This is a genomic window from Campylobacter sp. US25a (assembly GCF_004379075.1).
GTDB lineage: Bacteria > Campylobacterota > Campylobacteria > Campylobacterales > Campylobacteraceae > Campylobacter_D > Campylobacter_D jejuni.
The window spans coordinates 98,211-112,673 of the sequence record NZ_RYYM01000003.1; the positions used below are offsets into that span (position 1 = coordinate 98,211).

A 14,463-nucleotide genomic window follows, 5' to 3' on the forward strand; every position below is an offset into this window, starting at 1 on the left:
ATTTGAAACATTGTTTAGCTCTATGTTTTGTTTTTTTTCTTTGTGCTTGTAGTGTGAAAAATCAAAATTTTTCAAGTCAAAGCTTGATGGTTTTGATTGCTTCTCCTATGATAAAAATCAATGATGCAGCTTTTTTAAAAAAAGAAAATAATGCTTTAAATTTAGAAGTTTATAAACTAGGGCAAGCTTTTTTTGAACTCAAAATCAAAGATAAAATTTGCATCAATGCAGTGTGTTATGATAAAAAAGTGTTTAATCAAAAATTTTTTAAAAATGTATATTATGATGATATTTTAAGTGATGTTTTAAAGGCAAATGCTTTATGGCAGGGTAGAAATTTAGAAAAAACTGATTGTGGTTTTGAACAAAATTTAAAAGCAAAAAATTATGAAATTTTTTATCAAGTTTGTGATAATAAAGTAAGTTTTTTTGATAAAATTTCACATACTAAAATCATCTTAACGCATATTCAAAATTGAAGGATAGAGTTTGAAATTTTTTTTACTGGTATTTTGCTTTGTAAATCTAGCTTTAGCGCAAGTTTATAAAGGCGAATTGTATTTTTATCATTTACAGGATAAAGAAATTTTTGCCATAGTTTATGATAATGCGCCTATGACTCCACTTTTTGACAGGGATAAAAATCAAACAAGTTCTAGCTTTTTAATTGTTGATGATATAAATGGAAATTTAGAGATTCCGCTCGTTAAGACAAATGATTTTTGGCAGGATGAGCGTAAAAAATATAAAATCAATTCTTCTAAAATGCTTACATATGATAATAAAAATTTTCAAGGAGAAAATTTAGGAACAACTACTTTAGAACTTATTGAAACGCAAGATGGTGTTCGTATAAAGCGTAGTCTTGATTTTATAGGTTTTAATGATGATTTTAAAGAATTTCATCCTATTCATAAGGGTGTATTTAGTTTTGAACAAATTCGCCAAAAACCTATTTTTTTACAAGATGGAAAAATTAGTTTTGAAGAATGGTATTATTTTTATGAAGATGGTATGAGTCGTGCTATTTTAGAGTTAAATAATTTTGTTTATGATATTAATACTCACACGTTTGTAAAACTAAATGATTTGTATAATACTGAAAATCAAAAATTTCAAAATCTTTTACATGGGAGGCTTAAAAATACATGTGATGAGTGTTTTGAAGATCTGCAAAATTTACAATTTAATAATAATTTTTTGCTTAATAATGGAAAACTAAAAATTTGTTATCTACCTTTTGAAGGTCATTTTTTAGATGAAAATATTTGCGTAGAATTTAACGAAGATGAGCTTAAGGAATTTAAAAAATAATGGAAAAATTAAAAAATTTTTTAAGTTTGAAAAATATAGAAGATACTCAAATTTATAAAGAGCTTAAGTGTGCTAAAAATGAGGCTTTGATTCTTAGAGAGCTCTGTAGAAATTATGTCGTTTCTATTTCTTCTATCAATGCCTTTACTTTATTATCGACAATTTTTGGAAATGATAAGTATCTTTATCTTGATGCTTTGGAGGATTTAAAAAAACTTATCGAAAGAGGTTTTGTAAATCAAAATTCGAGTTTTTTTAAAAGTTTAGAAAATAATAAAACTCAAACATTAACTCTTGCCTTATTGCAAAGTGAGCTTAGTCTAAGTGAATATTTTTTAGAATTTTTAGAAGCAAAACCTCGTTTAAACTTTGAGAAACAAGAGGCTTATGCAGATTATTTAGAATATTTAAAAGATGAATTTGTGCGTATTCAATTATACGAAAGATTAAGTTTTATACAAAAAAGTGCTTATAATAGTGAAATAAAAAACCAAATTAAACTTTATGAAAAACATATCAAAGAAAGACTAAAAAAAAGTAAATTTTATAATGTATTAGCTGATATTTTTAAAGAATACAATCTTGAACATAAAGAACAAATTATTTTTCTAGCACTTTTAAAAGAAGAATACGCCTTAAGTAATGAAAGTTCGATTTCTAGAGAAATGAATTCTTTACTTTCTTTAATCAGTGAAAATGATTTAGAAAGGCATAAAAATAAAAAACTATTACAAGAAAATGCTCCTCTTTTAAACTTAATCGAGTATGATGAATATTTAAATGCTTTTGGAGATATTTCTAAAAGTTTTTTTATTATCGATGAAATTTTACAAAGAATTATAAATTTTGAACCAAAACAAAGTAAAAAAATCAAAATTGAAAGTGTTTTAAAAGATCAAGATATTTTCGAGCTTATAGAACCAAGCACTGACATCAATGATATTATTATGCCTGAAAATACAAAAGAGCTTTTAGAAAATATTTTAAAACAACAAGATAAAAAAGTCCTAGAAAGACTTCATTCTTGGGGTATAAAGAGTAATAAAAATATAGAAGCTAAAATTATTTTTTATGGTCCTGCTGGTACTGGAAAAACTATGTCAGCTTTAGCTATGGCTAAATCAATGAAAAAATCTGTTCTTAGTTTTGACTGTTCTAAAATTTTGAGCAAATGGGTTGGAGAGAGTGAGCAAAATGTAAGAAAAATTTTTGATACTTATAAAAATATCGTGCAAACTTGTAAACAAAGTCCTATTTTACTTCTCAATGAAGCCGATCAGTTTTTAAGTACGCGTGTAGATGGAAGTAGTGGTAGCGATAAAATGCATAATCAAATGCAAAATATATTCTTAGAGCAAATTGAGCGTTTTAGTGGTGTGATTATCGCTACGACAAATTTTTTAGAAAGTTTAGATAGTGCATTTTCAAGAAGATTTGATTATAAGATAGAATTTAAAAAACCTGATTTTAAAGATAGGCTTAAAATTTGGGAAAAATTTCTACCTAAAAAAGCATTATTCGAAAAAGATTTTGATATAAATATTTTATCAAATTATGAATTAAGTGGAGCACAAATTTTAATGGTAGTAAAGAATACAGCTTTGAAAGTAGCTGTATCACAAGATGGGGTTTTTAAAATGCAAGATTTTATAGAAAGCATACAAAAAGAATTAAATTCAAGTTTTGATAAAAGTAAGATTGTTGGATTTTAACTTTTTTAATGTTTTTGTATAGCGAACTATAAAATAAAACAAAGCTATAATTAAAGCACTCCATTCCCAAAACATAGGAACTTTTGGGGTTAAAAAATAATGATAACTTGCCAAAACTAAGCATAAATATCCTAGTTTTCTGATTTTACTAAGTTTTTTAAAGATTTTAAAAGAACTTAAAAGCATTAAAAATATGATTAAAAATGCGATAAATCCACTTGCTTCTAATAAACGATGTGAAATATCATCGAAAAGCCTTGAAATTTGAGCATTTCTATCAAAAATAAAATAATTTAAAAAGTGCAAAATCGCCCAAAAAACTGCAAAAATACCTAAAATTTTAGGATAATTTTTTGTTTTTTTAAATTTAAGTAAAGAAAATAAAAGACTTAAATTTAAAAAGATTAAAGCAAATATTCCGGTGTAAATATAGGCTTCTTTTACAAAATCAAAGGCTTTTATGATATGATAAAATCCATAGATTAAACTTATGATGAAGCTAAAATAAGCAAGAAATTTAAAGTATTTTGTCTGCATTAAAAATTCACTTTCAAGTCCATGTTTTTATATAAACTTGCCACTTCTTTTTCATAGCCATTAAACATTAAAGTAGGTTTGGTAAAGAAGTCTCCTAAAGCCCTCTCGTTAGCTTGAGACCATCTAGGATGAGAAACATTAGGATTGACATTGGCATAAAAACCATATTCACTTGGAGCGTAACTTTCCCAAGTGGATTTAGGCTGTTCTTTGGTAAATTCTATTTTAACTATAGATTTAATACTTTTAAAGCCATATTTCCAAGGAACAACAAGGCGTATTGGAGCGCCATTTTGAGGCTTTAAGGCTTTTTTATACATTCCTACTGCAAGCAAGGTAAGAGGATGCATAGCTTCATCCATGCGAAGTCCTTCTACATAAGGATAGTCTATAGTTGGAAATAAAGCGTCTTGATCGGGAAATTGACTCTTATCTAAAAGAGTGGTAAATTTAACAAATTTTGCTTCGCTTGTAGGCTTTGCCATTTCAATCAAACGACGCAATTCAAAGCCTACCCAAGGTACCACCATAGACCAAGTTTCAACACAGCGAAAACGATAAATTCTTTCTTCTAGAGGGAATTTTAAAATATCTTCCATGCTTAGAGTTAAAGGTTTTTCTATTTCTCCACTGATATCGATTTTCCAATTTTGAGTGTTGAAATTTTGTGCTAATGATACAGCCTTTTTTTTGTCTGTTGAAAATTCATAAAAATTGACATAATTTGTAGCCAGTTCTTCATCGCTGATTTCAAGTTTGTTTGGATTAGTATCGTTTGTGAAATTTAAAGCAGATAGTTTAGAAGCAAGCACACTTGAACTTATTAAAGCACCTGCTCCAAGTTTTAAAAAATCTCTTCTTTTTTTATATAAATTCTCAGGAGTTATAATCATAATTTTTCCTTATTAAAAATTTTTATTATTAAAATATAACAAGGATAATGATTATTAAATTTCTTGTAGAATTTTTTCACAAATTTTTCTAGGGTTATTATCTTTATAAATAGGGCGTCCAACTACTATAAAATCGCTTAAATTTTCTCTAGCCATTGTTAAATTAGCGACGCGTTTTTGATCATCATTTTTCTCTCCAAATGGACGAATTCCTGGAGTGAGAGTTAAGAAATTTCTTTGGGTGTGTTCTTTGATGATTTTACTTTCAAAAACAGAGCATACCATACCATCAAGTCCATTTTCATAGGATATTTTTGAAAAATTAATTACAGCTTCTTCGATTTTTTGTCTATAAATACTAAAGAAATTTTCTTCATTAAAACTCGTAAGAGCAGAAACTGCTAAAACTAATGGTCTTTTTGAAAATTTGCTAAGCCGTGTCATAACTTCTTGCATGGCTATTTTTCCAGCACTTGCGTGGATATTGATCATATCAACACCAAGTTTTGATATTTCTTCGCAAGCATCTGCCATAGTGTTGGGAATATCATGAATTTTAAGATCAAGAAATATTTTAAAATCATCAACTTTTTTAAGTTCTTCTATGAATTTAAAACCATCTCTTAAATATGCTCTTAAACCTACTTTTAACCATATGTCTAAATTTTTTAATTCTTTAGCAAGTTGTAAGCATTCTTCTTTTGTAGAAAGATCAAGTGCGACACAAAGCTTCATTTTTTAGCCTTTATTAAGGCATCTAAAACTCCATTTATAAATTTTGGAGAATTGTCATTAGCAAGTTCTTTGGCAAGTTCTATAGCCTCATTGATGACAATAGCACTAGGAGTATCGGTAAAAAGTAACTCATAAGCTCCAAGTCTTAGTATAGCTCTTTCTACATGTCCTAAAGCTGTAATTTGATTATCATTTAGAAATGAATTTAAGGTTTCATCAATATTGTTTAAATTATCTAAAATTCCATGATATAAATTTAAAGTAAAATTTTTTTGTTCATTGCGTATTTTTTTTTCATCTAAAATTTCATCTACAAAAACGTTGTTTTGAGAATTTAATTCAAAAGCATAAAGTAAGGAGATGACGCTTTGGCGAACTTGATGACGCGTTGCCATTAAAGCTCCTTGCTTAAATTTAACATCTCAATTACAGTTGCCATAGCTTCAAAGCCTTTATTACCTGCCTTGCTTCCAGCTCTTTCTATGGCTTGTTCTATTGTATCTGTAGTTAAAACACCAAAGCTTACAGGGATATTATAATTTAAACTCACATTGGCTATGCCTTTGGTGGTTTCTGCTGAAACATAGTCAAAATGCGGAGTTGAGCCACGAATTACTGCGCCTACGCAACAAATTGCATCAAACTTTTTGCTTTCTATAGCTTTTTTTAACGCATACGGAAGCTCAAAAGCACCAGGAACAAGTATAAGGCTTAGATTTTCCTCTTTGCCTCCGTGTCTTAAAAAAGCATCTTTTGCTCCTTCTACAAGGCGATCTGTGATGATATGATTAAATCTTGCATTAATGATAGCAATTTTTGTATTTGAGTCTAAATTTAATTTTCCTTCAATAATATTCATTTGTTTTCCTTTATGATATTTTGTATTTCTAGTAATGTATTAACGCAATTTTTAAGGCGTGTAAGATTAAGCATATTAGGTCCATCGCATAAAGCCTCGCAAGGATTAATATGTGTTTCAAAGAAAAAGCCATCTATGCCTACGGCTGCTGCCGCTCTTGCTAAAGGTTCTACAAATTCGCTTTTCCCTCCGCTACTTCCACCTGCAGCCCCTGGCGTTTGTACGCTATGGGTAGCATCAAAAATAACTGGAGCAAATTCACGCATGATAACTAAAGAACGCATATCTACTACTAAATTTCCATAGCCAAAGCTAGCTCCTCTTTCAGCTACAAAAACACCATTTTTTTGAGCAGCTTCATAGCCTTCATCTTCTATACCACGGGTTTGTAGAACTTTTTTAACGCTGTATTTGATATCGCTTGGGTTTAAAAATTGTCCTTTTTTGATATTAACTTTTGCCTTAGTTTTTGCTGCGGCTATAAGTAAATCGGTTTGACGACATAAAAAAGCAGGAATTTGCAAGACATCAGCTACTTCACTTACAGGGTTTGCTTGATTGCTTTCGTGTATATCGGTTAAGATTTTCATACCAAATTCATCTTTTACGCTTTGTAAAATTTTTAATCCTTCTTCAAGACCAGGACCTCGAAAAGAATTAATACTTGTGCGATTGGCCTTATCAAAACTTGATTTGAAATAAAATTCTATATTTGGGTTTTCATTAAAATTTTTTAATTGTTCGGCAACTTTAAAAATCAAATCTTTGCTTTCTATCACGCAAGGACCAGCAATGAGTATCATTTTTTTCATTTTTTTCCTTTGTTCTTAACTAAAATTAATCCACCAAAAATAATGCCTATTATACCTAAAAAAACCATAGTACTTGGTAAATTATCTCCTAAAATTATCCCAACTATCATACTAAATACCACATCAAGATAACTAACTCCAGCAACTACTCCTGCTTGTTTAGCGATACCATAAGCTTTAGTGATATGAATTTGATAAATGGTGCCTAAAGTTCCCATAATGGCAATGATAAGCCAAGCTATAAGACTTGGCATCACAAAAGGTGCTAGAATGAAATCTAAATGTAAAGAATCAAGATGCTGTGGTTCAAAAAATTCAGCACTGATCATAGAAATTAAAGGCATTAAGGTTCCTAAAAGGATAAAAGAAAAGGCAATTTGTTCTGTAGTGTAAGATTTTCTAAGTTCTCTTACACTTGTAAGAGCTAAAGCGGCTAAAAATCCACTCGTGATACCTATAACTGAATTTTTTAAATCAAAGCCTGAATGATTTAAATTATGAGCCCAAGGCTGAGCAATTAAAAGTACTCCACTAAATGCTATTAAAATTCCTATCCAGCCTTTGATGCCAATATTTTCTTTAAAAACAACAAAAGCTATTAAAGTAATAAAAATAGGAGAGGTTTTTTGAAAAGCAAAAGCTCCACCTAGTGTAATATTTGAAACATTATAGAAAAACATATATAGTGAAAGCGTGCCTACTACTCCACGAAATACCAAGAGCCAAAAATGTCCCCCTTCTTTATGTGCCTTAGATCGTTTTAAAAGATAGACTATGAAAAAAATTCCTATGATATTTCTAAAAAACATAATTTCTATAGAACTCATTTCCTTGCTAAGAATTTTTGCACAAGCTCCCATAAGTGCAAAATCCAAACATGCTAAAATCATGAAATAAATTCCTAAATTATGCTTGATTACTTTTAGCATTTTTTTTCCTTGACTAAAATCTGGGCTAATTCTAGTCTTTTTTTGCTTAATATTAAGCCAAATTTTATATAATTTTAAAAATATAATTTTCTAGGAAAAAAATGCAAAGCATTATACTTATAGGTAAGCCAAATGTGGGAAAATCAAGTCTTTTTAATAGAATGGCAAGACAAAGAATAGCTATTACAAGTGATATTTCAGGCACAACTAGAGATACAAATAAAACAGAAATTCATATTAATTCAAAAAAAGCCATGCTTATTGATAGTGGAGGGCTTGATGAAAGTGATGAACTTTTTAAAAATGTGAAAAAAAACACTTTAAAAGTAGCCAAAGAAAGCGATATCATACTTTATCTAGTTGATGGAAAATTAGCACCTGATGATGAGGATAGACAGTTTTTTTATTCTTTAAAAAAACTTGGAAAACCTATAGCCTTAGTGATTAATAAAGTAGATAATAAAAAAGATGAAGAAAGGGCTTGGGAGTTTGTAAATTTTGGCGTAAAGGAAATCTTTAATCTTTCAGTAACTCATAATGTAGGCTTAGATGAACTTTATGAATGGCTTGAAAAATTTTTACATGAAGAGTTTTTAATCCCCGATGAAGAAGAAAATTTAGAAGATTTTTTAGAGCATTATGAAGAAGGAAAAGAATTTCAATTTAAAGAAGTCGATCAAAATCATATCAGAGTGGGTATTGTAGGGCGTGTAAATGTTGGAAAATCAAGTCTTTTAAATGCTTTGGTTAAGCAAGAACGCAGTGTTGTAAGTTCTATCGCAGGAACTACTATAGATCCTGTTAATGAAAGTGTAGTTCATAAAGATAAAGTGATAGAATTTGTTGATACTGCAGGTATTAGAAAAAGGGGTAAAATTCAAGGACTCGAACGCTTTGCCCTAAATCGCACGGAAAAAATTTTATCTCATTCTCAAATAGCACTTTTGGTTTTAGATGTGCATGAGGGCTTTAACGAGCTTGATGAACGCATTGCTGGGCTTGTGGCTAAGCATTATTTGGGTGTGATTATTGTTTTAAATAAATGGGATAAAAGTGAGATGGATTTTGATAAGACTGTAAAAGAATTGCGTCTTGATCGTTTTAAATTTCTAGCTTACGCACCCGTGATTAGTGTATCAGCTTTAAGTGGAAAAAGGGTGCATGTTTTACTCGATAAAATTTTGCAAATTTTTGAAAATTTCACTCAGAAAATCCAAACTTCTAAGCTTAATACCTTGATAGAAAATGCCACAAGATCACATCCTTTGCCGCATGATTATGGGAAATTGGTTAAAATTTATTATGCAGTACAATACGACTTAGCACCGCCAAAAATTGCACTTATTATGAATCGTCCTAAGGCCTTGCATTTTAGCTATAAGCGTTATTTACAAAATCAAATTAGAAAAGAATTTAATTTTGAAGGTGTGCCTTTAGTGATTGCTTCGCGTAAAAAGGGCAGTAAAGAAAATGATGAAAGCTAAAAATATCGTTTTTATAGGATTTATGGGTTCTGGAAAAAGCACTTTAGCAAGAGCTTTAGCTAGGGATTTAGATCTTGTTTTTTTAGATAGTGATTTTTTAATAGAACAAAAATTTAATCAAAAAGTCAGTGAAATTTTTGCGCAAAAAGGGGAGAATTTTTTTAGAGAACAAGAGCAAAAAATGGCTGATTTTTTTAGTTCTTGTGAGAAAACTTGTATTGCTACAGGTGGGGGTTTTGTTAATGTTTCAAATTTAGAAAAATCAGGTTTTTGTATTTATTTAAAAGCAGATTTTGAATATTTAAAAAAGCGTTTAGATGAAAATGAAATTTCTAAAAGACCTTTGTTTTATGATGAAATTAAAGCAAAAAAATTATATAATGAGCGTTTAAGCAAGTATGAACAAAAGGCAAATTTTGTTTTAAATATAGAAAATAAAAATATAGATGAGCTTTTAAGCGAGATTAAAAAGGTGATAAAATGAGAGTATTAACAGGGCTTCAGCCAAGTGGCGATTTGCATATAGGTAATTATTTTGGTGCGATTAAACAAATGGTAGGTGCACAAGAAAAAAGCCAAATGTTTATGTTTATTGCTAATTATCATGCCATGACTTCTTCTCAAGATGGAGAAAAACTTAAACAAAATTCCTTAAAAGCTGCTGCGGCTTTTTTAAGCCTTGGTATAGATCCTCAAAAAAGCGTTTTTTGGTTGCAAAGTGACGTTAAGGAAGTTATGGAGCTTTATTGGATTTTATCGCAATTTACTCCTATGGGTTTATTAGAGCGTGCGCATAGTTACAAGGATAAAGTTGCCAAGGGGCTTAGTGCTTCACATGGGCTTTTTTCTTATCCTGTTTTAATGGCAGCTGATATTTTACTTTTTGATACACAAATTGTCCCTGTAGGAAAAGATCAAATCCAGCATGTTGAAATCGCACGCGATATTGCTTTAAAAGTTAATAATGAATGGGGTGAAATTTTTACCCTTCCAGAGGCTAAAGTTAATGAAGAAGTAGCTGTAGTTGTAGGCACTGATGGAGCAAAAATGAGTAAATCTTATCAAAATACTATAGATATTTTTAGCAGTGAAAAAACCTTAAAAAAACAAATTTCTTCCATAGTTACAGATAGTACCGCTTTAGAAGATCCAAAAGATCATGAAAACTGCAATGTTTTTAAAATCGCAAAGCTTTTTTTAGATGAAGCAGGGCAAAAAGAATTACAAATACGCTATGAAAAAGGTGGTGAGGGTTATGGACATTTTAAAATGTATTTAAACGAGCTTGTAAATGCTTATTTTAAAGAAGCAAGAGAAAAATACAATGAGCTTTTAGAAAAGCCTTCGCATTTAAAAGAAATTTTAGATTTTGGTGCGACAAAAGCAAGAAAAATTGCCCAAGAAAAAATGCAAAAAATTTATGAAAAAATCGGATTTTAAGGAGTAGAAAATGCTAGATTTAAAAAATTTGCAAAATAATTTTGATGAAGTGGCTAAAAAGTTAAAAAATAAAAAAGTTGATGAAAATATCTTAAAAAAACTTGCTGAACTTTTTGCAAGTTTAAAAAAAGAAAAAACAGCTTTAGAAGAATTTCAAGCTTTTCAAAATAAATTCAGCAAAGAGCTTGCTACAGCCGAAGATAAAGAAAGTTTAAAAGCAAAATTAAGCGAAAATAAAAGCAAAATTAATGAGCAAAGCGCTAAAGTAAATGCTTTAGAAAATGAGCTTGAAGAAATCGCTCATGCCATCCCAAATATCCCTGATGAGTCTGTGCCTGTAGGTGAAGATGAAGATGAAAATGTGGAGCTTAAAAAAATATTAAATCCGCCTAGCTTTGATTTTATTCCAAAAGAACATTTTGAATTGGGTGAGAGTTTAAATTGGCTTGATTTTGTGCGTGGGGTAAAAATTTCACAAAGTCGTTTTTGTGTACTTAAAAACGAAGGAGCTTTATTAAGCCGTGCTTTGGTAAATTATATGATAGATTTTAATAGAAGTCGTGGATTTGAATTTGTTAATGTGCCTTTTTTGGTAAATGGTGCTACTATGTTTGGGACAGGTCAGTTGCCAAAATTTAAAGAAGATATGTATAAAGTAGATGATGAGGATTTATATTTGATCTCAACTTCTGAAATTCCAGTAACCAATCTTTATAGTGGAGAAATTTTAGCGAGTGAAACTTTACCGATAAAAATGACTTGTTATAGTGCTTGTTTTAGAAAAGAAGCAGGCAGTGCAGGGCGTGATACAAGAGGTATTATAAGACAACACCAGTTTGAAAAAGTAGAGCTTGTAAGTATCACTAAACCTGAGCAAAGTGATAGCGTGTTTAATGAAATGCTTGAGTGTGCAAGTGATTTACTGAGTTCTTTAGGTTTAGCGCATAGACATTTGATGCTTTGTACCGGAGATTTGGGTTTTAGTGCAGCAAAAACTGTAGATCTTGAAGTGTGGCTTCCAGGACAAAATAAATATCGTGAGATCAGCTCGGTTTCAAATTGTCGTGATTTTCAAGCAAGACGCGCTAAAATTCGCTATAAAAACGAACAAGGAAAAAATGAACTCGTCCATACTCTTAATGGCTCATCTTTAGCGGTAGGAAGAACTTTGGTAGCAATTATGGAAAATTATCAAGATAAAGAAGGAAAAATTCATATTCCTGATGCTTTGAAAAAATATTTTTAAAGAGTATAGATGGCTGAACAAGAAGATATAATACTAGAAAAACCTGAAGATGGCTTAAATCAACCAAGACTCGATGAGAGTTTAGAGGGATTTAAGGGGCAAGAGGGGCAAGCTCCAGAAGATGAAGAATTTGCATCATTGCCAGAAGAATTACCTCAAGAAAATAGTGAGAGTGGTTTTAAATTTACAAGAGAAAGTGCGCCTGAAGATGTATCAACTTTTGAAGAAGTTGAAAGTCAAGAGCTTACGCCTTGGTATAAAGATCGTAAGTTTATGTCTCTTGTGGGTTTATCTTTGGGGATTATTTGTATTTTAGTTTTTACACTTTTTTATTTAACTTTTAGTGAAGGAAAAATTAAACCAGATATTATAGCTTCTAAGCCTTTAGAACAACCTGTTGTTATGCCTGATGAATCATATAAATACAATGATATGCAAAGAATTGATGGTATGATCCAAAAAGCAAATGCTTTATATTTAAAGGGTGAAGTTGAACAGGCTTTAAAAGTTTATGAGCAAGTTGCCGTATATAATGAATCTTTATCTAATTATAATTTAGGCGTTTCTCAAATGAATGAGAATAAATTCCAAGAAGCTTTTGAAAGCTTCAAGAAAGCTATAGCCAATGGAGAAAATCAAAGTGTAGCTGCTATCAATGCTGCTGTTTGTGCTTTAAAGCTTAATGATAAGGAAAAATTTAGATATTATATTGATTTAGCTCAAGTGTATCTTCCAAAAGAAGGAAAATCAAAATTATATGATTATTATTTAAGCTTGATTAATTATTACAAAGGATATTACCCTGAGGCCTTACAAATGTTACAAAGAACAGATGTGGAGCCGTATTCTGATGTTGCAAAGTATTTGTCTGCTAAAATTTATGCAAAAATGGACTTTGATTCCAAGGCTATACAGCAATTAAATTCTCAAGGCAATTTTGAATCTAGTTTATCTTTAGGTCTTTTATACGCTAGAATAGGAGAATATGCTAAAGCTAAAGTCGCTTTAAGTACAGCGATGAAAATTGAAAGAGATTTTAATCAGAGTTTGGCGGCTTTAACATTGGTTGATATTAAAACAGGAAATTATCAAGATATGTTAGCACGCTTGCAAAATTCTTATGATAATGATAAAGATAGATATAAGATTTTAGATACTTATAAAATTCAAGTTCGTTTAAATAAGGATCTTTTTAATATAGCAGTTGCTCAAAATTCTTTTTCAAAAGATTTGTTAAAAAAACAAAAAGATCAATTCGATTTACTTTTTTATTTTGCACCTTATCAAGTGTTTGATAGTAAGCAGGCTGCTTTGTATATTAAAAAAGCTAATGTTACAGATTTCGTAGATGATAGTACTGATGCGGGAATTTATCTTAATGCAAGCAAAGCTCTTTCATCTACCAATGTAAAAATTGCCAATATTATTAACTATGCATTAAATCAGAAGTTACGCCTTGCTAACCAAGAATTTCAAAAACTTATCAAGGATTATCCAGAACATAGTATTTTACATTATAATTTGGCTTTAACCTATGCCCAAATGCAAAATTATGAACTTGCTTATAAGCATTTTTCAAGTTCATATCATCTTAATCCTAAAAATTACTTAGCAGGTGCTTTTGCTATGTTTTGTGCAAAATTAATTGATATTGATACAACTAAACTTTACAATGAAATTCTTGATAATATAGCTGCTGATTCTAATTTTAAAGCTAATATGCAAAAAAGTATGTTGTTTTTAGTTAATAATAATTATATTTCTATGCTTCCTTATTTAGATGAAACAAAAAAAGACACGCCTTTGAGTTTGATTTTTGAAGCTATTGTTGCTAAAAATAATAACCTTAATAATCAAGTAGATGTGAAAATTGCTAAATTGCGTTCAGAGTTACCTGAAGATATTTTGGCAAATATTTTGTATTTTAATTCTTTAAATTCAAATTTAAATATTAAAGAATATGCTCAAAATGCTCAAATTCATTTTAAAAATTTAAAGCTTGATTATCGTAGTGTTTTTGGTGGGCCAAATATAGCTAGGGAATTTTATGTTAATTTAATGCATATTGCAGGGCTTTTAAATTTAGAAAGACAGAAATTTAAAGAGTTGATTAATGTTTCAGGAGCAAAAGATGAGGGTATTTTACAAACTTTAGCTTATTTGGATATTTTTGCACAGCAATACGAGGAGGCTTATGCGCTTTATAATTCTTTGATTGATGATTATGGAGCTAAAGATACTAAAACTTTATTTTTAGCAGCCGTAGCAGCCGTAGGTGCAAATAATCCAAATTCAGCTATAGCGCTTTTGCAGCTTTCTAAACTTACAGATAAAAATAACAAAGAAAGTAAAGCAGCTCTTGGTATGTTGTATCAAGAAGTAAAGAACTATGAAGCTGCGATATCTCAGTATAAAACTTTACCTAATAATTTTAAGAGTGAATTTTTTACTTTTGATATCAATAACAACTAAAAATGCTTAGAACTTTCTAAGCATTTTTAG

14 protein-coding genes and 1 pseudogene are annotated in these 14,463 nt (G+C 29.9%); 8 read left to right on the forward strand and 7 right to left on the reverse strand.

Translation table 11 applies throughout. The features are described from left to right. The first annotated feature begins 2 nt into the window (after window positions 1–2). Genes ELQ12_RS03975 through ELQ12_RS03985 form a run of 3 tightly spaced genes read left to right on the forward strand, consistent with a single transcriptional unit; the run spans window position 3 to window position 3,026 of the window. Window positions 3–479, forward strand: coding sequence for a hypothetical protein (locus ELQ12_RS03975; RefSeq protein ID WP_002933969.1), 477 nt, complete (start codon window positions 3–5; stop codon window positions 477–479). A 10-nt stretch (window positions 480–489) separates the two neighbouring features. Continuing rightward, a complete protein-coding gene (locus tag ELQ12_RS03980) occupies window positions 490–1,314 on the forward strand; it encodes a hypothetical protein (protein ID WP_134264580.1) in 825 nt (274 codons plus the stop codon). Then, entirely contained in the window at window positions 1,314–3,026 is a 1,713-nt protein-coding gene (locus ELQ12_RS03985) for an ATP-binding protein (protein WP_002861139.1), read from the forward strand. The genes ELQ12_RS03980 and ELQ12_RS03985 overlap by 1 nt, the downstream gene beginning before the upstream one ends. Here the strand turns inward: ELQ12_RS03985 and ELQ12_RS03990 are convergent. The 7 genes and pseudogenes from ELQ12_RS03990 to ELQ12_RS04020 form a co-directional block, all read right to left on the reverse strand. Beyond that, window positions 2,991–3,563, reverse strand: coding sequence for a sulfite oxidase heme-binding subunit YedZ (locus tag ELQ12_RS03990; protein WP_052949532.1), 573 nt, complete (start codon window positions 3,561–3,563; stop codon window positions 2,991–2,993). The two genes, ELQ12_RS03985 and ELQ12_RS03990, sit on opposite strands and share 36 nt — an antisense overlap. Next, on the reverse strand, window positions 3,563–4,456 hold the full coding sequence (gene msrP / locus ELQ12_RS03995) for a protein-methionine-sulfoxide reductase catalytic subunit MsrP (RefSeq protein ID WP_052949534.1): 894 nt from the start codon (window positions 4,454–4,456) through the stop codon (window positions 3,563–3,565). Before msrP ends, ELQ12_RS03990 begins: the two co-directional genes overlap by 1 nt. A gap of 57 nt (window positions 4,457–4,513) precedes the next feature. Beyond that, window positions 4,514–5,191 (reverse strand): annotated as a pseudogene (gene pyrF, locus ELQ12_RS04000) (orotidine-5'-phosphate decarboxylase); the annotation flags it as partial. Then, entirely contained in the window at window positions 5,188–5,586 is a 399-nt protein-coding gene (nusB, locus tag ELQ12_RS04005) for a transcription antitermination factor NusB (RefSeq protein ID WP_002854405.1), read from the reverse strand. The gene nusB and the pseudogene pyrF, both read right to left, overlap by 4 nt. Further along, the gene (gene ribE, locus ELQ12_RS04010) at window positions 5,586–6,050 is read right to left on the reverse strand and encodes a 6,7-dimethyl-8-ribityllumazine synthase (RefSeq protein ID WP_070298045.1); all 465 of its coding nucleotides are present in this window, start codon (window positions 6,048–6,050) and stop codon (window positions 5,586–5,588) included. Before ribE ends, nusB begins: the two co-directional genes overlap by 1 nt. Then, window positions 6,047–6,862, reverse strand: a complete 816-nt coding sequence (kdsA, locus tag ELQ12_RS04015; RefSeq protein ID WP_126229073.1) for a 3-deoxy-8-phosphooctulonate synthase — start codon at window positions 6,860–6,862, stop codon at window positions 6,047–6,049. The genes ribE and kdsA overlap by 4 nt, the downstream gene beginning before the upstream one ends. Continuing rightward, on the reverse strand, window positions 6,859–7,791 hold the full coding sequence (locus tag ELQ12_RS04020) for a DMT family transporter (protein ID WP_134264581.1): 933 nt from the start codon (window positions 7,789–7,791) through the stop codon (window positions 6,859–6,861). Before ELQ12_RS04020 ends, kdsA begins: the two co-directional genes overlap by 4 nt. Window positions 7,792–7,892: 101 nt before the next feature. Between ELQ12_RS04020 and der the strand changes: the two genes are divergently transcribed. From der to pflB, 5 genes are read left to right on the forward strand one after another with little or no spacing between them, the layout of a single operon-like run. Further along, window positions 7,893–9,275: a ribosome biogenesis GTPase Der gene (gene der / locus ELQ12_RS04025; protein WP_070261172.1), complete on the forward strand. Its 1,383-nt coding sequence runs from the start codon at window positions 7,893–7,895 to the stop codon at window positions 9,273–9,275. After that, complete coding sequence (locus ELQ12_RS04030; RefSeq protein ID WP_088261501.1) at window positions 9,262–9,759, forward strand: shikimate kinase; 498 nt, start codon at window positions 9,262–9,264, stop codon at window positions 9,757–9,759. The genes der and ELQ12_RS04030 overlap by 14 nt, the downstream gene beginning before the upstream one ends. Further along, complete coding sequence (gene trpS, locus ELQ12_RS04035; RefSeq protein ID WP_070261170.1) at window positions 9,756–10,715, forward strand: tryptophan--tRNA ligase; 960 nt, start codon at window positions 9,756–9,758, stop codon at window positions 10,713–10,715. The genes ELQ12_RS04030 and trpS overlap by 4 nt, the downstream gene beginning before the upstream one ends. Before the next feature lie 10 nt (window positions 10,716–10,725). Continuing rightward, window positions 10,726–11,961 carry a serine--tRNA ligase gene (gene serS / locus ELQ12_RS04040; protein ID WP_134264582.1) on the forward strand — a complete coding sequence of 412 codons (1,236 nt, stop codon included), beginning with the start codon at window positions 10,726–10,728 and terminating at the stop codon, window positions 11,959–11,961. Window positions 11,962–11,970: 9 nt separating this feature from the next. Then, complete coding sequence (gene pflB / locus ELQ12_RS04045) at window positions 11,971–14,433, forward strand: motility protein PflB (RefSeq protein WP_052949549.1); 2,463 nt, start codon at window positions 11,971–11,973, stop codon at window positions 14,431–14,433. Window positions 14,434–14,463 lie beyond the last annotated feature (30 nt).

What these genes read in the sequence shown, in the direction of transcription:
- serS (WP_134264582.1), top strand. Translation starts at nt 10,726, where the DNA reads ATGCTAGATTTAAAAAATTTGCAAAATAATTTTGATGAAGTGGCTAAA.
- trpS (WP_070261170.1), top strand. Translation starts at nt 9,756, where the DNA reads ATGAGAGTATTAACAGGGCTTCAGCCAAGTGGCGATTTGCATATAGGT.
- pflB (WP_052949549.1), top strand. Translation starts at nt 11,971, where the DNA reads ATGGCTGAACAAGAAGATATAATACTAGAAAAACCTGAAGATGGCTTA.
- der (WP_070261172.1), top strand. Translation starts at nt 7,893, where the DNA reads ATGCAAAGCATTATACTTATAGGTAAGCCAAATGTGGGAAAATCAAGT.
- ELQ12_RS03990 (WP_052949532.1), bottom strand. Translation starts at nt 3,563, where the DNA reads ATGCAGACAAAATACTTTAAATTTCTTGCTTATTTTAGCTTCATCATA.
- ELQ12_RS04020 (WP_134264581.1), bottom strand. Translation starts at nt 7,791, where the DNA reads ATGCTAAAAGTAATCAAGCATAATTTAGGAATTTATTTCATGATTTTA.
- ELQ12_RS03985 (WP_002861139.1), top strand. Translation starts at nt 1,314, where the DNA reads ATGGAAAAATTAAAAAATTTTTTAAGTTTGAAAAATATAGAAGATACT.
- msrP (WP_052949534.1), bottom strand. Translation starts at nt 4,456, where the DNA reads ATGATTATAACTCCTGAGAATTTATATAAAAAAAGAAGAGATTTTTTA.
- nusB (WP_002854405.1), bottom strand. Translation starts at nt 5,586, where the DNA reads ATGGCAACGCGTCATCAAGTTCGCCAAAGCGTCATCTCCTTACTTTAT.
- ribE (WP_070298045.1), bottom strand. Translation starts at nt 6,050, where the DNA reads ATGAATATTATTGAAGGAAAATTAAATTTAGACTCAAATACAAAAATT.
- kdsA (WP_126229073.1), bottom strand. Translation starts at nt 6,862, where the DNA reads ATGAAAAAAATGATACTCATTGCTGGTCCTTGCGTGATAGAAAGCAAA.
- ELQ12_RS04030 (WP_088261501.1), top strand. Translation starts at nt 9,262, where the DNA reads ATGATGAAAGCTAAAAATATCGTTTTTATAGGATTTATGGGTTCTGGA.